Origin of the sequence: Micromonospora sp. LOL_023, assembly GCF_048060115.1 — a bacterium.
Classification (GTDB): domain Bacteria; phylum Actinomycetota; class Actinomycetes; order Mycobacteriales; family Micromonosporaceae; genus Micromonospora_E.
In genome coordinates, this window is sequence record NZ_JBHMIM010000037.1 from 14302 (window position 1) to 32957 (window position 18656).

Annotated in this window: 10 protein-coding genes; 5 read left to right on the forward strand and 5 right to left on the reverse strand. The window is 70.8% G+C overall.

Features of this window, described 5'->3' with window-relative positions:
- Positions 1–18: 18 nt before the first annotated feature.
- The 4 genes from ACFHVL_RS19775 to ACFHVL_RS19790 form a co-directional block, all read right to left on the reverse strand.
- On the reverse strand, positions 19–1563 hold the full coding sequence (locus ACFHVL_RS19775; protein ID WP_416629686.1) for a pyridoxal-dependent decarboxylase: 1545 nt from the start codon (positions 1561–1563) through the stop codon (positions 19–21).
- A 12-nt stretch (positions 1564–1575) separates the two neighbouring features.
- A complete protein-coding gene (locus ACFHVL_RS19780; RefSeq protein WP_416629751.1) occupies positions 1576–2706 on the reverse strand; it encodes a substrate-binding domain-containing protein in 1131 nt (376 codons plus the stop codon).
- Between the two features lie 62 nt (positions 2707–2768).
- Positions 2769–5687: a glycoside hydrolase family 3 C-terminal domain-containing protein gene (locus ACFHVL_RS19785; protein ID WP_416629687.1), complete on the reverse strand. Its 2919-nt coding sequence runs from the start codon at positions 5685–5687 to the stop codon at positions 2769–2771.
- A gap of 560 nt (positions 5688–6247) precedes the next feature.
- Complete coding sequence (locus tag ACFHVL_RS19790) at positions 6248–7477, reverse strand: ROK family transcriptional regulator (RefSeq protein ID WP_416629688.1); 1230 nt, start codon at positions 7475–7477, stop codon at positions 6248–6250.
- 273 nt (positions 7478–7750) lie between these two features.
- Here ACFHVL_RS19790 and ACFHVL_RS19795 point away from each other — a divergent pair, with 273 nt between their 5' ends.
- The 3 genes from ACFHVL_RS19795 to ACFHVL_RS19805 are packed head-to-tail and all read left to right on the forward strand — an operon-like array spanning position 7751 to position 11444.
- The gene (locus tag ACFHVL_RS19795; RefSeq protein WP_416629689.1) at positions 7751–9430 is read left to right on the forward strand and encodes an extracellular solute-binding protein; all 1680 of its coding nucleotides are present in this window, start codon (positions 7751–7753) and stop codon (positions 9428–9430) included.
- Positions 9427–10467, forward strand: a complete 1041-nt coding sequence (locus ACFHVL_RS19800) for an ABC transporter permease (protein WP_416629690.1) — start codon at positions 9427–9429, stop codon at positions 10465–10467. Before ACFHVL_RS19795 ends, ACFHVL_RS19800 begins: the two co-directional genes overlap by 4 nt.
- Positions 10464–11444, forward strand: a complete 981-nt coding sequence (locus ACFHVL_RS19805; protein WP_416629691.1) for a carbohydrate ABC transporter permease — start codon at positions 10464–10466, stop codon at positions 11442–11444. The genes ACFHVL_RS19800 and ACFHVL_RS19805 overlap by 4 nt, the downstream gene beginning before the upstream one ends.
- A 56-nt stretch (positions 11445–11500) precedes the next feature.
- On the opposite strand, the gene ACFHVL_RS19810 is transcribed toward ACFHVL_RS19805, so the two are convergent.
- Positions 11501–13807 carry a TIM-barrel domain-containing protein gene (locus tag ACFHVL_RS19810; protein ID WP_416629692.1) on the reverse strand — a complete coding sequence of 769 codons (2307 nt, stop codon included), beginning with the start codon at positions 13805–13807 and terminating at the stop codon, positions 11501–11503.
- A gap of 117 nt (positions 13808–13924) precedes the next feature.
- On the opposite strand from ACFHVL_RS19810, the gene ACFHVL_RS19815 reads away from it, so the two are divergent.
- Together ACFHVL_RS19815 and ACFHVL_RS19820 are read left to right on the forward strand one after the other, a co-directional pair.
- A complete protein-coding gene (locus ACFHVL_RS19815; RefSeq protein ID WP_416629693.1) occupies positions 13925–15979 on the forward strand; it encodes a beta-galactosidase in 2055 nt (684 codons plus the stop codon).
- 168 nt (positions 15980–16147) lie between these two features.
- The gene (locus ACFHVL_RS19820; protein ID WP_416629694.1) at positions 16148–18475 is read left to right on the forward strand and encodes a cellulose binding domain-containing protein; all 2328 of its coding nucleotides are present in this window, start codon (positions 16148–16150) and stop codon (positions 18473–18475) included.
- Positions 18476–18656: the final 181 nt, after the last annotated feature.

An 18656-nucleotide genomic window follows, 5' to 3' on the forward strand; every position in this document is an offset into this window, starting at 1 on the left:
CGCAAGATCGTCGGTGACTCAGGGGCTGAGCAGGTCGGTGGCCGCCTCGGTGATCAGGTCCCAAGCCGCCGCGACGTGGCGCCGTTCGGTACGCGGCGCGCCCACCGCCAGTCGCAGGGTGAACCGACCGGCGACGCGGGTGTGGGTCAGGAACACCTGGCCGCTCGCGTTGATCCGGTCCAGCAGCGCCTCGTTGACCTGATCCATCAGCTCCTGGCCCCGCGCCGTATCGACCTGGCCCGGCTGATCGCGCAACCGGAAGCAGACCAATGAGAACGGTCCCGGCATCACCACCTCGAACCGGTCGTCGGCGCGTACCTGCCCGGCGAACCAGGCCGCGTGCGCCACCCCGCTACGGACGTGCGTCCGCAGGCCCTGCACGCCGTAGCTGCGCAGCACGAACCACAACTTCAACGCGCGGAACCGCCGACCTAACGGCACCTGCCAGTCCCGGTAGTCGATCACCGCGCCCGAGTCGGTGACGGCGTTGCGCAGATACTCCGGCATCACCGTCAACGCCTCGACCAACTCTGCCCGGTCGGCCACCCAGAACGCGTCACAGTCGAAGCCGGTGAGCAGCCACTTGTGCGGATCGAAGCAGTACGAGTCCGCCCGATCAAGCCCGGCGTGCGTCCAGCGCAACTCCGGACAGACCGCAGCCGCACCGGCATAGGCGGCGTCCACGTGCAGCCACACCCCGTACTCGGCACAGATCTCGCCGATCGCCTCGACCGGGTCGATAGCGGTGGTGGAGGTGGTGCCGATGGTGGCCACCACGATCGCCGGGCGGCGGCCGGCCGCCAGGTCCGCGTCCAGTGCGGCACGCAGCGCGTCCGGGCACATCGCCAGCGTCCGCGGATCGACTTCGACCAGTTGTACGCCCCGCTCGCCGATACCCGCGATCCGGGCCGCCTTCTCGATCGACGAGTGCCCCTGCGTCGAGGTGTAGACGGTGTATCCGGCGGTGGTGGTGCCGGAGTCCCGCCAGGTGCCGCCGCTCGCCCGGTGCACCGCGACCAGGGTGGCCACCAGCGTCGCCGACGACGCCGAGTCCTGGATGACGCCGCCGCCGGCACGGTGGGAACGGAACTGGTCCGGCAGGTCCAGCAGTTGGGCCAGCCAGTCCAGCATCACGGTCTCCACCTCGGTGCACGCCGGGCTGGTGGTCCACAGCATGCCCTGGACTCCGAGCCCGGCGCTGACCAGGTCGCCCAGCACACTCGGCGCCGACGTGTTGGCCGGGAAGTAGCCGAAGAAGCCGGGATGCTGCCAGTGAGTCAGGCCGGGGACCACCACCCGGTCCAGGTCGGCGAGGATCACGTCGAATGACTCGCCCTGCTCCGGCGGCGCCGCCGGCAGCGCTCGGGTGACCGTGCCAGGCGGCGTCGCCGTCTGCACCGGGTGCTTCTCCAGCGACTGCCAGTAGTCGGCGATCCAGTCGACGACCGCGTGTCCGGCCCGGCGGAACTCGTCCGCCGACAGGTGGGTGCCGCCCGGCGTCTGGTCCGATCCGGCCGGGTGCCCGGCCGGCGTCTGGTCCGATCCCTGCGCACGTGCTGCCATCTGCCGAGTCGATCAAGAATCGGTACGGCAGGCAAGCACTTCTCGTGGGTCAGTCGGTGCGGGTCGGCCGCCACCGGCGCTGGCGGCCCGCGACATTGGGCGGCCCGGGCGCGGCCCGGTGGCGATGCTGGCCGGCGGGACGCTCGCCGGCGCCGTACTGGCCCGTACGGTCAGCCTCGGGTCGAGCAGAGTGGCACCGGGGACGGTCTCCCCGGCGACCTTGCGCATCAGCAGGCTCACCGCCTGGCGGCCGACCTCCTCCGCTGGGATCAGCACCGAGGTCAACGTCGGGCCGGAGCGCTCGGCCACCTCGTCCGGGCAGATCGCCACCACCGAGATGTCATCGGGTACCCGCCGGCCGAACGTCGGCAACGCGGCCATCACATGACCGACGGCGGCCTCGTTGTGGACCACCAGCCCGGTCAGCCCGGGATGGCGGTGCAGCAACCCGGCCAACTCGCTGCGCACCGCGTCGTAGCTCTCCTCGCAGGGTTGGGTGACGGCGAGAACGTCGTGTCGGGCCGCTGCCTCGGTGCATCCGGCCCGGGTCCGGTGGGCGAAGCCGGTCTCCCGTTCGTAGACCACCGCCGGCGCGCCGAGCAGGGCGATCTGACGGTGCCCGAGTGTGACCAGGTGCTCCACGCATGCCGTCCCGGCACGGTAGAAGTCCAGGTCCACGCAGGTCAGCCCGTCTGCGTCGGCAGGGAAGCCGATCAGCACGCTGGGGCGTTCGAGCTCGCGTAGCATCGGCACTCGGGAGTCGCGCATCTCGACATCCATCACCACGATGCCGTCGACCATGGCGCTTGCTGCGATCCGGCGTAGCCCGGACGGTCCTTCGTCCGCGGTGACCAGCAGGACGTCGTGGTCGAACTGCCGGGCGGTGGTCACCACACTGGTGGCGAACTGCATCAGCACCGGCAGGTGCATCCCGGAACGCAGCGGCAGGACCAGGGCGATCACGTTCGCCCGCCGGCTGGCCAGCGCGCGGGCGCCGGCGTGCGGGTGGTAGCCGAGCACCTGGATGCTGGCCAGCACCCGTTCCCGGGTGGTCGTCGAGATCGCCCGCTTGCCACTGAGTACGTAGGACACTGTGCTGACCGCGACGCCGGCGTGCCGGGCCACGTCGGCGATCGTCACCATGTCGGCGCGCTTGCCGGCGGCGGGTGTCGGATCGCCGTTGGTCAACCCTGACGGAGTGGACACTAGGCTCCTCCATCCTTGTCCTCACCCGGGCCACTTCCGACGGCACCAGCGAAACTCAGGTAGCTCACCGTAGCGCCTGCGGTGCTGAACAGCAGATACAGGTCTCGTATTCCGGACAGACCATGCAATTCCGTCCGTACCTCGGCCCAGTTGTCCCGGCCCCCCGTCGCGGGTACCGGCAGCGTACCGGCCACCGGCCCGATCAGCGGATCGTCCAGCCGCAGGGTCACCGTCGACCCGCCGGACTGCGGGTCAGCGGCGTGATGAGCGACCCGGGCGGTGACCGCCGTCGGCCCGCAGCCGAAGTCGACGCCGGCGAACGCGAGCCAGCCACCGTCCTCGGCCGCGACGACCGTGGCCCGCCCGCCCGCGTGGTCGGTCGGGACCATGCCGGCGTAGTCGTCGTTGTCCGCCGCCCACAGCGGACCGGCCATCGGGTCGCGTGGGCCGATCTGCTCACCGCGTACCACCAGGGTCGTGGTCGCCAGCAGATCGGCGCTGGATCGGCCGACGGCCACGGTGTGCCGGGCATCCTCCACCACCAGCCGGTTCTGGGTGACGTCCCAGGTCGCCAGGTCGGCTGCGGCCAGCCGCAGCCGGAGGGTCGTCTCCGCCGCCGGCGCCAACCTGATCTTGCCGAAGCCGCGGAGCTGGCGTAGCGGTTGCTTCGCCCGGGAGTGCCGTTGCCGGGTGTAGAGCTGCACCACCTCGGTTCCGTGGCGGGCACCCGTGTTGCGTACCGTGACGCTCACCTCGACCTCCCCGTCGGCCGCCACCTCGTCGGCAGAGAGCACCAGGTCACGATACTCGAAGGTACTGAAGCTCAGTCCGTGGCCGAACGGATACAGAGGGTCACCGCGATAGTAGAGGTACGTGGCGTCCGAGGCGATGATGTCGTAGTCGAGCAGGTCGGGCAGGTCCGCCGCGCTGCGGTACCAGGTCTGGGTCAACCGCCCACCCGGATCGGCGTCGCCGCAGAGCACCTCTGCCAGCCCGGTGCCATGCTCCTGGCCACCGTGCGACGACCAGACGATCGCCGGCACGTGCCGGTCGGCCCAGTCCACCGCGTACGGGTAGCTGCTCGTCAGCACCAGCACGGTACGCGGGTTCGCCGCGTACACCGCCCGCAGCAGCTTGTCCTGCGCTTCGGGCAGCGTCAGGTCGGTGCGGTCCTGGGTCTCCCGACCGCAGACCATCGGGTGGTTGCCGAGCACCACCACCGCCACGTCGGCGTCGCGGGCCAGCGCAGCCGCTTCCCGGGCGCCGTCGCTGACCGGTTCGACGGTGAAGGATGTGGCCGCGTCGACGCTGGTGGCGGCGGCGCGCAACGACCCGTCGGGGTCGATCACGACGTACCGGTCCCGGGCTAGGTGGTGCAGCGCCTGCCGGCCACTGCCGGCGCGTACCAACCGGAACGTCTCGTTGACCACCCAGCCGCCGGGCCCGGTACGGTCGTTGATCAGCACGCCGTCGTCGCCGGCAGCCAGGTAGCGGCCGTTGGCCACACTGCGCAGTGCGACCACACCGTCGCCCCAGCTGAAGACGTCGAACCAGCTGTCCGGGACCGCCTCCGGGGCGGTGGCCAGCAGCGGGCCGCCCGCCGGCGCGTCGCTGGCCCGCAGGTAGGTGGTGCCGGCGCCGACCCGCAGCGCGACCCGGTCGACGCCCTCGTGGTGGGTGACGGTCGTCCCGGCCAGCCGGGTGGCGAGTCCGGCGCGCGGGGTGACCGCGTACGGCAGGGTGCCGGAGTACCAGTCGGTGTGGGCGGTGTCGGCCAGCGGGCCGACCACCGCGATCCGCCGGATGCCGGCCGGGTCCAGTGGCAGCAACGGCGTCCCACCGGCCTGCGTCGGCTCGTTGCGCAGCAGCACCACCGATTCACGGACCGCTGCCCGGGCGAACTCCTGGTGCGCCGGGCAGTTGACGACGGCGGTGCCCGTCGCCGCGTACGGGTTGGCCTCGACCGGGTCCAGGTCGCCGAGCCGGATCCGCACGGCGAGGATGCGCCGGACCGCGTCGTCGATGTCTGCCTCGGTGAGTAGCCCTTGGGCCAGCGCGGCGCTGATCCGTCCGATCGTCGGGGCCGAGTCGGCGTCGTCCTCGGTGAAGCTGTCGATCCCGGCCCGCAGCGCCGCCGCGTAGCCGGTGACGTGGTCCGGGTGGTAGCCCTGGGTGCCGGCGATGTTGGTGGCCGCACCCGCGTCGCCGACGACCAGGACGTCGTCGGCGCTCCACCGGCGCAGCTCGTCGTTGATGAGTGGGCTGAGATGCGCCGGACGTCCGTTGACCAGGTTGTACGAGGCCATCACGCCGACCGCCGCGCCGGCGGCGATCGGTGCCCGGAAGGCGGGCAGTTCGTACTCGTGCAACACCCGGGGCGGCAGGTTGCTGCTGGTGGTGGCCCGGTCGGTCTCGTTGTTGTAGCCGAGGAAGTGTTTCAGGGTGGGCGCGGTCCGCAGGTAGCGTGGGTGGTCGCCGCGCAACCCGAGCGCGTACGCGGTGGCCAGTTCGCCGGTCAGCCACGGGTCCTCGGCGTACCCCTCCTCGTTGCGACCCCAGCGCGGATCACGCAGCGGGTTGACCACGGGAGCCCACACGTTCAACCCGGCACCGCCGGGGTCCTTGTGGTGCAGGGCGCGTACCTCGTCACCGACCGCCTCGCCGATCTTCCTCAGCAGGTCCGGATCCCAGGTGGAGCCGAGTCCGATCGCCTGGGGGAAGACGGTTGCCGGCCCGAGCCAGGCCACGCCGTGCAGGGCCTCGGTGCCGGTGCGGAAGCCGGGCAGCCCGAGCCGGGGCACCGGCGGCTGGTGCTGGTGCAGCAGGCCGATCTTCTCGTCCAGGGTCAGCCGGTCGAGCAGGTCGGTGACCCGGGCGCGGAGGGGCTGTTCGGGGTCGCGGAACGGGCTGTCGCTCATGTGGATCGCCTTCCGGGGTCGGCAATGGGCGCCCGTTTCGGGAGAGACCCTGGCGGCTGGTGAGTCGCTCAGGTCACCCGTGCCGCGGGCACGCGGGGGCGCGAAGTGGAGACAGGTCGCCTGCCCGGGAAGCGTTGGCTCGAAGCGCTTCGACGACCGGCTGAAAAATGCTCCACCGTTGACACGGTTTCACACGTGTTAACCGCGGAGCCCTTCGAGGTTGACATCCGTCAGTACGAGCGGTCAAGGCCCCACCGCGACGAATTGACGTCAGTCAGCCGCCGTCATCGTCCCCGCCGCCTGCTGCACTGTCCCCGCCGCCTGCCGGCCACCCCAGTCGCTGAAGTCCAGCGACCGGAGATCGCCGACGGCTTCCCACCAGAGGAGTGGGTCGCGCAGTGCCGCCAGCTCCCCGGACGTCGGGGTGAAGGCCCGGCCGGTCGGCGTGGATGTCGAGGTACCGCTGTTGAGCCAGCTCGAACACGGCCGAGGCCAGGGCCCGGCCGGCTTCGGACACCGTGCCGTCGAGCAGTACGCAGGGCCGACGTCACCGGTGGGGATCAGCTGGTGGTTTTGGCCGTCGGGGTGGGCATCCGGCCGTCGTCGATCGCGGCGATGGCCCGGGCCGCGCCGCCGATCGCCGCCGCGCCGCCGGCCAGCGTGGACGCCGCCAGCTGGGTGCCACCGGCCTGCGGCGCCATCGTACGGGCGGCGAGCTGGGCCTGCGCGGCCGGCAGCAGCCACGGCACGAGTGGTACGAAGTAGCCGCCGAGCAGCACCACTTCCGGGTTGACCAGATTGGCCAGGATCGACACCCCGGTGCCGAGATGCCGGCCGATCTCCGCCAGCGCGGTCAACGTGGCCGGATCCTCGGCGCGGGCGGCCGCCCGCACCCGGTCGATCTCCGGAGCGAAGTCGGTGACCGGGCCGTCGGCCTCGGCGTCCGGCAGCACCCGGCGGACCAGGGCAGGGATGCCGGCGAGTGCCTCCAGGCAGCCGTTGGCGCCGCACCTACACGGCGGGCCGGCCGGATCGAGCTGGAGGTGGCCGATCTCGCCGGTGAAGCCGCGGGCACCGTGCAACAGTCGACCGTCGACGACCAGGCCGGCACCGATGCCCGCGCCGCCGGTGAGGTGCACCAGATTGGCCGTGCCGGCGTGCTGGCCGTGCCGCTGTTCGGCCAGCGCGGCCAGCTGGGCGTCGTTGTCCACCACGACCTCGTAGTCCGGGTTGCGCAGTGCCCGCTGCAGGTCGGCGCGCAGGTCGACGTCGCTCCAGCCGAGTTCGGGACAGCGGCAGACCCGACCGTCGTGGTCGACCAGGCCGGGCACGCCGACGGTCAGCCCGAGCACCTGTCGGCCCTGGCGCACGACCCGGGCGGCGGCCCGGCTGGCCAGCGCGGCCACCGTGCTGGCGGCCCTGCCCGGGGTGGCGGCCAGGCCGGTGAAGGCGCGCTGCCAGGAGAGCACCTCGCCGCCGGCGAGGTCGAGGGCCACCGCGGTGAGATGGTCGGCGCTGATCTCGATGCCGATCGCGGCGTAGGCGTCGCCGTCGATCACCAGCATGGCGGCGGGCCGGCCGATGCGGTGTTCGGTGAGTCCGGTCTCGCGGATCAGCCGCCGGTCGATCAGGTCGGCGACCAGGCTGGACACGGTGGCCTTGTTGAGCCCGGTGGCGGCCGCGATGTCCGCCCGGGAGCAGGGCGCGTGGACCCGGACGTAGCGCAACACGACGGCGAGGTTGGTGGCGCGTACATCGGTGAGGTCCGCCGGCTGCGGGCCGCTCTGCATGGTGATCACGTTACGCCCCGGGTGCCAGCCGGACGGGCCCGCCCACGGGCGGCTGGGAGCGTATCGGGAGGGCTCTGCCGCAGGGTCGGCGGCAGCTGATGGTTCCCGTCACGTAGGCCTCCCTTGTGGCGCCTGTCACCGTCGGCTACTTTGTTTAGTCACCAGACGAACTAACTCTAGCGTGCGAACCGCACCCCACACATCCCCATTCCGGGCTGGTTCGTCCCGCACCTCACCGGGACGCCTGCCTGCCGATACCGAAGGGAGCGCGCCGTGGATCGATCCCTCGCGGGCGCGGCCACCAATCGACGTCGATTCCTTGGCCTGGTCGGCCTGGGCGCCACCGCGATGGCCGGTGGCGGGTTTCTTTCCGGCTGCAGCCGGCCGGCCGGCACCCAGGGCACGGCGACCAACGTCGACGCGGTCAGCGCCGTGCTGCCCAGGTACCAGCCGGTCGACCTGATCACCCCGGACATCGCCGGGGTCCGGCCGATCGCCGACGGCTACCTCCAGTACCCGGCGCGGCTGGTCAAGGCGGTCACCGAGACGCCGGGCAACAGCAGCGAGCCGATCACCGCGATGACTCCCTGGTGGGGGCCGACCCCGCCCGGCCTGGACCGCAACGCCTACCTGCAGGCGGTCAACGAGCGGCTCGGCGTGCCGATCGACTTCAGCGTCCAGGACGGCAACACCTACGCCGACAAGCTCAGCGCCATCCTCGGCGCCCGCGACGTGCCGGACCTGCTCTGCGCGCCGAACTGGGAGATCGACAAGATCCCGCGGTTCTCCGACGCTGTGTCGGCACTGTTCGAGGACCTGACCGACCACCTGGCCGGCGACGCCGCGTTGGCCTATCCGCACTTGGCCAGCTTCCCGACCGGTGCCTGGCAGTACGCGGTCTGGGGCGGCCGGCTGGCGGCGGTGCCCTGGCCGACCGATGGCCCGTTCCCGTACGCCCTGTTCTACCGCAAGGACCTCACCGACGCCGCCGGCGTGCAGGCCCCGAAGAACATCGACGAGCTGTACGAGTTCGGCAAGGCGATGACCGATCCGGGCAACGGCGTCTGGGCGTTCGGCCCGGTGTTCGACATGGTGCAGATGTTCTACGGCGTGCCCGGCTCGCAGGGCGGCTGGCGCCATAGGGACGGCGGTGGCTTGGAGTTCAAGTACGAGACCGAGGAGTACCGCGCGGCCCTGGAGTTCACCACGAAACTGTTCACCGAGGGCCTGGTGCACCCGGACGTCGTGGAGAGCAAGGGCTCCGATACCAAGCAACTGTTCAACAGCGGTCGGCTTGTCTGCTTCCAGGACGGCGTCGGCGCCTGGCGCGGCATGTACTCCGAACAGCGGCAGATCACCCCGACTTTCGACATGCAGCCGGTGCCGATCTTCTCCGCCACCGGCGGCGGCGACCCGATCGCCTGGGGCGAGGAGAAGCCGGTCTTCTACACCTTCATCAAGAAGGGGCTCAGCGCCGCGCGTACCGAGGAGCTGCTGCGGGTGCTGAACTGGTGCGCCGCGCCGTTCGGCTCCGAGGAGTACCACCTGCGGCAGTACGGGGTGGCCGGTGAACACCACACGATCGGTGACGACGGCAGCCCGGTGATGACCGAACTCGGCCGGCAGGAGATCGCCGACCAGTACACCTTCCTCGCCGGCCGCTACCCGGCCATCGTGCAGACCGCCGACGTCCCCGGCTTCGTCGAGGATCTGCTGGGCTACTCCAACGAGACGGTGAAGTACCTGGAACCGAACCCGTGGGCCGGGATCAAGCTGGAGCTCCCGGCCAACTACTCCCGGGTGCTTCAACCGACCGAGGACAAGATCCGCGACGTGCTGCGCGGTCGCCGGCCGACCAGCGACCTGGACCAGATCATCAGCGAATGGCGCAGCAGCGGCGGCGACGAGGGTCGTGACTTCTTCGCCCAGGCGCTCGAAGACAACGGTCGATGACTTCCACCGATGCTCCGGTGGCAGCCGGCGCCGCCGGGCCCACCGGGCCCGGCGGCGCCGCCGTTGGACCCGCCGGCTCCAGAACCGACCGGAGCCGGCGGCGTCCCGGCAGGGTGCCGCTGCGGGCCCGGCTACGCCGGGACTGGCCGCTGCTGGTGATGGCCGCACCGGCCGCGCTACTGCTGCTGGTCTTCCACTACCTGCCCACCCTGGGCAACGTCATCGCCTTTCAGGACTACAACCCGTGGGTCGGTGACAACGCGTTCGAGGCGTTCGTCTACAGCGAGTGGATCGGGTTCGGCAACTTCGAGACCCTCTTCGGCGACCCGGCCTTCTGGGACGCGGTGGTGAACACGCTGACGATCACCGCGTTCCAGTTGGTCTTCTTCTTTCCCCTGCCGATCCTGTTGGCGATCCTGCTGCACAGCATCATGTCGACCCGGGTGCGCGGGTTCATCCAGAGCATCGTCTACCTGCCGCACTTCTTCAGCTGGGTGCTGGTGGTCACCTTCTTCATGCAGATGCTCGGTGGGGCCGGGCTGCTCGCCCAGCGGATGCGCGACGCCGGGCTAGAACCGTTCAACGTCATGGGCAACCCGGACACCTTCATCGTGCTGGTCACCGCCGAGTCGGTGTGGAAGGACGTCGGCTGGGGCGCGATCATCTTCCTCGCCGCGCTCAGTGCCATCGACCAGAACCTGTACGAGGCGGCGGCGGCCGACGGCGCGGGCCGCTGGCGGCGGCTGTGGCACATCACCCTGCCCGGGCTGCGCCCGGTGATCATTCTGCTGCTGATCCTGCGGCTCGGTGACGCGCTCACCGTCGGTTTCGAGCAGTTCATCCTGCAACGTGAGGCGGTCGGCCGGCAGGCCGCCGAAGTGCTCGACACCTACGTCTACTACCAGGCGATCATCCCGCAGCAGTGGGGAATGGGCGCCGCCGCCGGCCTGTTCAAGGGCGTCATCGGGCTGGTGCTGATCATCGCCGCGAACAAGTTCGCCCATCGCCTCGGCGAGCAGGGAGTGTATTCCAGGTGAGCATCGCACGTACGCTGGCCGCCGGGCGGCGACCCAGGCTCGACCCGGTGAACCAGCCGACCCGACGGCGGCGCCCCAGCGTCGGCCGACCGGTCTGGGAGGAGCCACCGGGCCCGGTCGGCCAGGGGGTCAAGGGGCTCGTCCTCGCCGCGATGGTGCTCGCCGTTGTCTTCCCGATGTGGTCGGTCCTGGTGACCAGCCTGGCGTCGCGGGAGACCATCAACGCCACCGGTGGGATGGTGGTGATTCCCCGGGAGATCGACCTGTCGGCCTATGTGAACATCTTCTCCGGCGGTCAGATCAGCCGGGCGGTGTGGGTCAGCACCCTGGTCACCGTGGCCGGCACGACGTTCAGCCTGGTCCTGACGGTACTGGCGGCGTACGGACTGTCCCGCAAGGACTCGCTCGCGCACCGCCCGCTGCTGTTTCTCTTCCTGCTCACCTTCCTGATCTATCCCGGCATGGTGCCGAGCTACCTGGTGGTGACCGGGCTGGGCCTGAAGAACAGCCTGTGGGCGCTGATCCTGCCCACCGCGATCAGCGTGTTCAACCTGGTGGTCATCCGGGCGTTCTTCATGAACGTGCCGGGAGAGCTGGTCGACGCGGCCCGCATCGACGGCGCCGGGGAGTTCCGGATCTTGTGGCAGATCATGCTGCCGCTGTCCAGAGCGGTGATCGCCGTCGTCGGCCTGTTCTACGCGGTCGGCTACTGGAACGCGTACTTCAACGCGGTGCTCTACATCGACGACAACGACAAGTGGCCGATCCAACGGGTGTTGCAGAGCTACATCCTGGCCGGGCAGTCGCCGTCGGTCACCGGCGCGCCGGTGAACATCCCCGGGGTCACCGCCTATCCGCCGACCCTGGCAGTCAAGATGGCGGTGGTGGTGATCACCGTACTGCCGGCGGTGGTGATCTTCCCGTTCGTGCAGCGGCACTTCACCAAGGGCGTCATCACCGGCGCGATCAAGGGTTGACCGGTCCGTCGCGCGTCGGTGCCGACCCGGCCCACGGCGGGCCGGCGCCGCGCTGGTCAGAGCCGTACGCCGTCGAGCAGCACAGTGGCCGGTGGATCGCTGCCGGCCACCGGAGCGCACACGACCCGGCGTACCCGCAGCGGGCCGTCCACCGACACCCGCAACGTGTCCCCGTCGCGGACCGCCCGGATCGTGGTGTCCCCGTCGACGTCGCTCACCATCGTCTCGGCGCTGACGCCACCCCAGCTGACCACCGTCACCTCGGTGAACGGGCCGTCGCCGACGACGTCACCCACCTCGGTGGTCGCGATCAGCGCGCCATGGCGTACGTAGAGCGGGATCCGGTGCAGCGGGGTGCGTACCCGCAGGTGGCGGCCGCCGCAGTGCACCTCGCCGGTCCAGTGGTCGACCCAGTCGCCGGCCGGCAGGTAGACCTGCCGCTGCCCGTCCGGACTGATCATCGGGGCCACCAGCAGGTCGGTGCCGAGCCGGTACTCCAACTCGGCGCCCCAGGCGGCCGGGTCGTCCGGCGAGTCGACCAGCAGCGCCCGCATCATCGGTGCGCCGGTCCTCGCGGCGGTCACCGCCGCCGAGTAGAGGTAGGGCATCAGCCGGTAGCGCAGCCGGATCGCCTCGACCACGTCTCGGGCGGCGTCGTCGGGAAAGTCCCAGGGCAGCCGGCTGGTGGTGCCGTGGAACCGCACCAGTGGCGACAGCGCGCCGAGCTGCGCCCACCGTACGTACAGGTCCGGGGTCGGGGTGCCGTGGAAGCCGCCGGCGTCGTGACTCCAGAACGGTACGCCGGAGAGTCCGTGCGACAGACCGCCGCGCAGCGTGCTCGCCAGCCCGGGATAGGTGGCGTTGACGTCGCCGCTCCACTGAGCCGAGTGCCGCTGCCCACCGAGGAACGACGAACGGGCCCAGACCATGCCGTGCCCGGTGACCTCCTGGGTCACCGCCGACACCGCGTCGTTGAACAGCAGCGTGTAGACGTTGTGCAGCTCCAGCCCGGTCATCCCGTTGTGGGCCACCGCGTCGGCCGGCACCCCCTCGGCGAAGTCGGTCTTGAACACCATCGCACCCTGACGCAGCAGATCCCGCAGCAGCCCGGTGAACCACTCGGTGGCCGCCGGGTTGGTGAAGTCGACGATGCCGCAGACCGGGTAGGAGCCGTGCCAGACGTCGGCGATGTAGGTGGAGCCGTCGGCCCGGCGCAGGAAGTAGCCGGCGGCGTCGGCCTGGGCGAAGACCGGACTGCCGGTCATGAGGTACGGGTTCATCCAGAGGCTGACCTTGAAGCCCTGCTCGGTGAGGGTGGCCAGCATGCCGGCCGGATCGGGGAAGTTGGCCGCGTCCCAGGCCATGTCCGACCAGGCGCCGTCGGCCTGCCAGTAGCAGTCCAGGTGCAGTACGTCGCACGGGATGCCGTCAGCTCGGATGCGCCGGGCCCGGTCGAGGACCTTCTCCTGGGTGTCGACGTAGAAGCCGGACGAGATCCAGGTGCCGAACGCCCACTTCGGCGGCAACGCCGGCCGGCTGGTCAGCCCGTCGTAGCGGTCCAGGATCTGGGCCGGAGTCGGGCCGGCGATGACGTAGTAGTCGATCAGGTCGTCCGGTACCAGGATCTGTACGCAGCTGTGCGTTGACGCGCAGATGTCGAACTCGACCGGCATTCCGCTGTCGACCAGCACGCCGTAGCCCCGGTCGGACAGGTAGAGCGGGATGTTCTTGTGCGAGCGGTCCGACTCCGCGCCGAAGGCGTCGAAGTTCCACATCAGAGCCCGCTGGCCGCGTTTGTCCAGCCGGGTGAACTTCTCGCCGAGACCGACGAACCGTTCGTCGCCGGGGGCGTCGAAACACTCGTGGTACGCGGCGACCGTGCCGTCGACCAGGGACCGCCCGAACGGCAGGGTCCGCAACCGGCCGCTGATGTCGCGCTCACCGCGATTCTGGCTCACCAGCACCCGGCCCTGGGGGTCGAGGAAACGCAGGTGCCACGGGTCGAGGCGGAGCTCGGCCACCACTGGTCCGGCGTCGATGCGGATCAGGTCGTCGCTGGCGGTGATCCTCGCCGGTTGCACCGACGCGGCGATCAGCGGCAGCGCCCGCGCGGAGCGGCTGCGGGCGTGCGGGTCGGCGCTGAGCCGTACCCGGATCACCCCTTCGGCGGCGGCGCTCACCGACACCGTCAACGAGTCGCCGTCGGCGGTGCTGCCCTTGCAGGTCACCCCGCTCGTGTCGGCGCTGAGCACCTCGGCGCGCACCAGCGCGGACAGGCCCTGCTCGCCCGGCGCGCGGACCGGAAGGTCGGGCGGGTCGGCGACGAAGGTCTCGTGGGGGACCAGGGGCGGACGGTACGGCATGCGGTCTCCTCGACTGGTCCGGCGCTCGATGCTCCCTGATGGATCCACCGGCATGGGGGCGACTAAATTAGTTTCTTTGCTAACCCAACAAACTGTCAACGGCGAAGGGGGCCACCGATGCGCTGGCCGACAGGACTCGACGGGCTCTGCTACGGCGGGGACTACAACCCCGAACAGTGGCCGGAGTCCACCTGGCGCGACGACGTGTCCCTGATGCGCCAGGCCAGGGTCAACCTGGTGACCGTCGGGGTGTTCGCCTGGTCCCGGCTCGAACCACGACCGGGGCAGTACACCGCCGACTGGCTGGACCGGCTGCTCGACCTGCTGCACGGCGGCGGGATCAAGGTGGCGCTGGCCACGCCGACCGCCTCGCCACCACCGTGGTTCTCCCTGGCCCACCCCGACGCGTTGCCGGTCACCGCCGACGGAGTGCGGCTGCACCACGGCAGCCGGGACACCTACTGCGCGGCCACCCCGGCGTACCGCGACGCCGCCCGTACTATCGCGACGATGCTCGCCGAGCGCTACCGCGACCATCCGGCGCTGGCGATGTGGCACGTGCACAACGAGTACGGCACCATCTGCCACTGCCCGCACACGGCCGAAGCGTTCCGGCGCTGGCTGCGGGACCGCTACGGCGACCTGGCCGCTCTCAACGACGCGTGGACCGGTGCGTTCTGGAGCCAGTGCTACTCCGACTGGGCCCAGGTCGACACCCCGCGTGCCACCCAGTACCTGTCCAACCCGACCCAGGCGCTGGACTTCCGGCGGTTCTGGTCCGACGAGCTGCTCGCCGCGTACCTCGACCAGCGCGACCTGCTACGCCGGATCACCCCGCAGGTGCCGGTCACCACCAACTACGTGCTCGGCGACTGGGTGCCGGTCGACCACGCCCGGTGGTCGCGCGAGGTCGACCTGGTGGCGATCGACCACTATCCGGGCGAGACCGACCGGCGGGCCGAGGAGCAGACCGCGCTCGCCGGCGACCTGGCCCGGTCGTGGTCCGGGCGTCGACCGTGGCTGCTGATGGAGAGCGCACCCAACCTCATCCACCGGTACGCCGAGGGCGTCGCGTACGCCAAGGAGCCGGACCGAATGCTGCGGCACAGCATCGCCCACATCGCCCGGGGGTCCCGAGGGGCGATGTTCTTCCAGTGGCGGGCGTCGCGCGGCGGCGCCGAGGCGTTTCACTCGGCGATGGTGCCGCACGCCGGGGCGGACAGCCGGACGTTCCAGACGACGGTGCGCCTCGGCAAGCTACTGGAGCGACTGGCGGAGACCGACGAGGGGGAGGTGCCTGCCCAGGTCGCGATCGGTTGGGACGCCGCCAGCGGCTGGGCGCTGCAACACCCCGGGCTGCCGTCGCGGCACATCGAGTACGCCGACGAGGTGGCCGCCGCGCACCGGGCGTTGTGGCGCTGCGGCATCCTCACCGACTTCGTCTGCCCGGCGGCGGGGCAGCTGGACCTGACCGGTTACCGGATGCTGGTGCTGCCCGCCCTCTACCTGATGAGTGATGAGTTCGCCGACGAGCTCGGTCGGTGGGTGCACGCCGGCGGGCACCTGGTGGTCAGCTACCTGTCCGGGGTGGCGGACCAGTACGCCCGGGTGCGGCTCGGCGGATACCCGGGCGCGCTGCGGGACCTGCTCGGCGTCCGCGCGGAGGAGTTCCTGCCACTTGGGCCCGGCGCCACAGTGGCGCTGACCGGTGGTCGGTCCGGTCGGCTCTGGCAGGAGCGGTGCGCCACGTACGGCGCCGATCCGGTGCTGGCGTACCGCGACGGGCCGCTCGCCGGTGCGCCAGCGGTGACCCGCCGGCGGGTGGGTGCCGGCACCGCCTGGTACCTGTCAACCCGGCTGGACGACGACGCCTACCGGGGCCTGTTGGCAGTGGCGGCGGCCGAGGCCCGGGTCGCGCCGGTGCTGCCCGGGGCACCGGCCGGTGTCGAAGCGGTACGCAGGGTGTCTGGTGACCGGCGCTGGTTGTTCCTGTTCAACCACGGGTCCACCGCCGCCGAGGTCGACGCCTGGGGCGATGATCTGGCCAGCGGCCGGCCGGCGGGTGGTCCGGTGACCGTCGAAGCCGGTGGGGTGGTGGTGCTGCGCGAGCAGGCCCGAGTACGGCGTGGGCTCCGGCGGATCGGCCGAGTTTCAGTGATCGGCGACGATTGATAGGAGGAAAGCGGTTGCCCTAGCATTGGGGCTGCACGGGAGCCAACCGTCGACGCTCGCTCGTGAAGCGGTCGAGCCGATCCGCACACGCCACCGGCGTACCTACCCGGCCGGGCAATGCCGGGCTGTCCGCCGGGCCGGCGGTGCCCGTACGCTCTCGGAGATCCCATGCACAATCTCCACCGTCCATCGTCCAGCCTCCGTACCTCCCACCGGTCCCTGCTCGCCGCCGCGACGGTCGTCACACTGACCGTCGGCGCGGGGGTGTTGACCACCGTCGCCGCCACCTCTGCCGCCGCGGCCGCCGGTTGCGCCGTGGACTACCGCGTCACCAGCGAGTGGCCCGGCGGATTCGGCGCCAGCGTCACCATCCGCAACCTCGGCGATCCGGTTTCGTCGTGGCGGCTGACCTGGAGCTTCGGTGCCGGGCAGACCATCACCCAGGCCTGGAACGCCACCATCAGCTCCAGCGGTGCCCAGGTGAGCGCCGACAACGTCAGCTACAACGGCAACCTGGCTACCAACGCCAGCACCGAGTTCGGCTTCAACGGCAGCTGGACCGGCAGCAACCCGGTGCCGACGAGCTTCGCCCTCAACGGGACCACCTGCACCGGCGGCGTCGCGCCGACCACCGGCGGGCCACCACCCACGACAGGGCCACCACCGACGACAGCGCCGCCGCCCACCACGGCACCGCCGCCGCCCACGACCCCACCGCCACCGACCTCCCCGCCACCGCCCGGCCCGGGAGCCAAGCAGATGGAGAACCTCGACCGGGGCGTGATCAGCGTCCGCTCCGGCGCCGGCAACCTGGTCTCCTGGCGGCTGCTCGGCACCGAGGCGGCCAACCTCGGATTCCACGTCTACCGCGGCACCACCCGGGTCACCTCGTCACCGGTGACCACCTCGACCAACTACTACGACTCCGGCGCCGCGTCGAATGCCAGCTACACCGTGCGCGCGGTGGTCGACGGCACCGAGCAGGCCCCGTCGCCGGCATCACTCACCTTCGCCAACGGCTATCTCGACGTGCCGCTGCAGGTGCCGCCGGGCGGCACCACCCCGTCCGGGGGTGCCTACACCTACTCCGCGAACGATGCCAGCGTCGGTGACCTCGACGGCGACGGCCAGTACGAGATCGTGCTCAAGTGGGACCCCTCCAACGCCAAGGACAACTCACAGTCCGGCTACACCGGCAACGTCTACGTCGACGCGTACGAGCTGTCCGGGACCCGGTTGTGGCGCATCGATCTCGGTCGCAACATCCGGGCAGGCGCCCACTACACCCAGTTCCAGGTCTACGACTACGACGGTGACGGTCGCGCCGAGGTGGCGATGAAGACCGCCGACGGCACCCGCGACGGTCGCGGCACCGCGATCGGCTCCACCAGCGCCGACTATCGCAACTCGTCGGGCTACGTGTTGTCCGGGCCGGAGTTCCTGACCATGTTCAACGGCCAGACCGGGGCGGCGATGTCCACCGTCAACTACCTGCCCGCCCGGGGCACCGTCTCGTCCTGGGGCGACTCGTACGGCAACCGGGTGGACCGGTTCCTGGCCGGCACGGCGTACCTGGACGGCCAGCGTCCGTCGCTGATCATGTCGCGGGGCTACTACACCCGTACGGTCATCGCCGCCTGGGACTTCCGGGGCGGGAGCCTGACCCAGCGCTGGGTGTTCGACTCCAACAACTCCGGCAACGGCGGCTACGCCGGGCAGGGCAACCACGCGTTGTCGATCGCCGACGTGGACCGTGACGGTCGCGACGAGATCGTCTTCGGTGGTGCCACCATCGACGACAACGGCCGTGGGCTGTGGAACTCCAGCCTCAACCACGGCGACGCCGGCCACGTCGGTGACCTCGATCCGGGCCGGGCCGGGCTGGAGTACTTCAAGGTGCAGGAGGACGGCGCCAAGCCGTCGTCGGCGCTGATCGACGCGCGGACCGGTCAGATCATCTGGCAGACCCCGACCGGTGGCGACAACGGCCGGGGGGTGTCGGCGGACATCTGGGCCGGCAGTGCCGGCGCCGAGTCGTGGTCGTCGGCGGTCGGTGAGCTGCGCTCGCCGTCGGGTGGCAACGTCGGACGCAAGCCGTCGTCGATCAACTTCGTGATCTGGTGGGACGGCGACCCGGTACGTGAACTGCTGGATCAGACCCGGATCGACAAGTACGGCACCTCCGGCGACACCCGGCTGCTCACCGGCTCCGACGTGGCGTCCAACAACGGTACGAAGGCCACCCCGGCGCTGTCGGCCGACCTGCTCGGCGACTGGCGGGAGGAGGTGATCTGGCGGACCGGCGACTCGCGAGCGTTGCGGATCTACGCCACGCCGCACTCCACCGACCGCCGTGTCCACACCCTGATGCACGACCCGCAGTACCGGGTGGCGATCGCCTGGCAGAACACCGCCTACAACCAGCCGCCGCACCCGTCGTTCTTCATCGGCAACAACATGGCGACCCCACCGACGCCGAACGTCTACCTGCGCTGAGCTGATCTTGCGGCTTGCGCTGCAGACAAACGCAGGCGGGGGACCGGAACCCAGTCCCCCGCCTGCGGACGCGACGACATCCACCCCACGCGTGATCTCGTGCGTCGAACCATCACCTGCCAAGAAGAGTGCCAGCCGTGGATCGCGCGGCGGTGACCAGCTGATGAAGGTCCTGTTTCCG

What these genes read in the sequence shown, in the direction of transcription:
- ACFHVL_RS19775 (WP_416629686.1), bottom strand. Translation starts at nt 1,563, where the DNA reads ATGGCAGCACGTGCGCAGGGATCGGACCAGACGCCGGCCGGGCACCCG.
- ACFHVL_RS19780 (WP_416629751.1), bottom strand. Translation starts at nt 2,706, where the DNA reads ATGGTGACGATCGCCGACGTGGCCCGGCACGCCGGCGTCGCGGTCAGC.
- ACFHVL_RS19785 (WP_416629687.1), bottom strand. Translation starts at nt 5,687, where the DNA reads ATGAGCGACAGCCCGTTCCGCGACCCCGAACAGCCCCTCCGCGCCCGG.
- ACFHVL_RS19790 (WP_416629688.1), bottom strand. Translation starts at nt 7,477, where the DNA reads ATGCAGAGCGGCCCGCAGCCGGCGGACCTCACCGATGTACGCGCCACC.
- ACFHVL_RS19800 (WP_416629690.1), top strand. Translation starts at nt 9,427, where the DNA reads ATGACTTCCACCGATGCTCCGGTGGCAGCCGGCGCCGCCGGGCCCACC.
- ACFHVL_RS19810 (WP_416629692.1), bottom strand. Translation starts at nt 13,807, where the DNA reads ATGCCGTACCGTCCGCCCCTGGTCCCCCACGAGACCTTCGTCGCCGAC.
- ACFHVL_RS19815 (WP_416629693.1), top strand. Translation starts at nt 13,925, where the DNA reads ATGCGCTGGCCGACAGGACTCGACGGGCTCTGCTACGGCGGGGACTAC.
- ACFHVL_RS19820 (WP_416629694.1), top strand. Translation starts at nt 16,148, where the DNA reads ATGCACAATCTCCACCGTCCATCGTCCAGCCTCCGTACCTCCCACCGG.